Origin of the sequence: Streptomyces sp. 8L, from assembly GCF_020176795.1 — a bacterium.
Taxonomy (GTDB): Bacteria; Actinomycetota; Actinomycetes; order Streptomycetales; family Streptomycetaceae; genus Streptomyces.
This window is the reverse complement of sequence record NZ_JAIUKE010000695.1, coordinates 1-821: the sequence shown is the minus strand read 5'-3', so window position 1 is coordinate 821 and position 821 is coordinate 1. Positions and strand designations below refer to the sequence as shown.

Here is an 821-nt window from a genome sequence, read left to right as displayed (position 1 = left end):
CCCCCGCCCCTCCCCCCCCCCCGCGCGGCCGCGCCCCCCCCCCCCCCCCCCCCCGCCGCCGCCCCCCCCCCGGGCGCGCCCCCGGCGCACGCCCGCGTCCAGCCGCTGCCCGAGCGGATGGCGGACACCGGCGGCGGCAGCCAGCTGATCACCGTCGAGGGCCCCGCCCTCGGCTCCACGACGGGCCGGCTGACCTGGTGGGACCGCCGGGGCCCGCACTGGGTGGCGGCGGGCTCCGCGCCGGCGCGGTTCGGCGCCAACGGCCTGACCGACGGGGCGACCCGTCAGCAGGGCACCAACACGACGCCGACCGGCCTGTACGGACTGCCGTACGCCTTCGGCAACGCGGCGGCGCCGCCCGGCACGGCCTACCCCTACCGGCGGGCGACCGCGCGGTCCTGGTGGTGCGAGGACAACGCGTCGCGCGCATACAACCGCTGGACGGAGGGGCTGCCCGCGGACTGCCGGGCGAGCGAGTCGGAGCACCTGGCGGACTACGCGGCACAGTACGCCCACGCGCTGGTCATCGGGTTCAACTACGCGCACCCCGTGCACGGGCGGGGCGCGGGGATCTTCCTCCACGTGAACGGGAAGGGCGCGACGGCCGGGTGCGTCTCGGTCCCCGCGGCCGCGATGAGCTCGGTCCTGGCCTGGGTGGACAGGTCGCGCGATCCGCACATCGCGATCGGCACGGAGCGGGGCGGGGCGACGGCGGTCACCGCCTACTGACCACGACGCGAGACCCGGCCGCCCGCCCCGGGGGGGGGGGCGCACCAGGAACGGGGGCACGGCCGCATCGGTCCCCGGGCCCCCGTTCCTGG

At 79.3% G+C, this 821-nt stretch carries 1 protein-coding gene; it reads left to right on the top strand.

Annotated features, from left to right (window positions below; translation table 11 throughout):
• The first annotated feature begins 117 nt into the window (after positions 1-117).
• Complete coding sequence (locus LCE31_RS37295) at positions 118-729, top strand: L,D-transpeptidase family protein (RefSeq protein ID WP_374118686.1); 612 nt, start codon at positions 118-120, stop codon at positions 727-729.
• Positions 730-821 lie beyond the last annotated feature (92 nt).

Coding starts and splice junctions, on each gene's coding strand:
- LCE31_RS37295 (WP_374118686.1), top strand. CDS start 118: ATGGCGGACACCGGCGGCGGCAGCCAGCTGATCACCGTCGAGGGCCCC.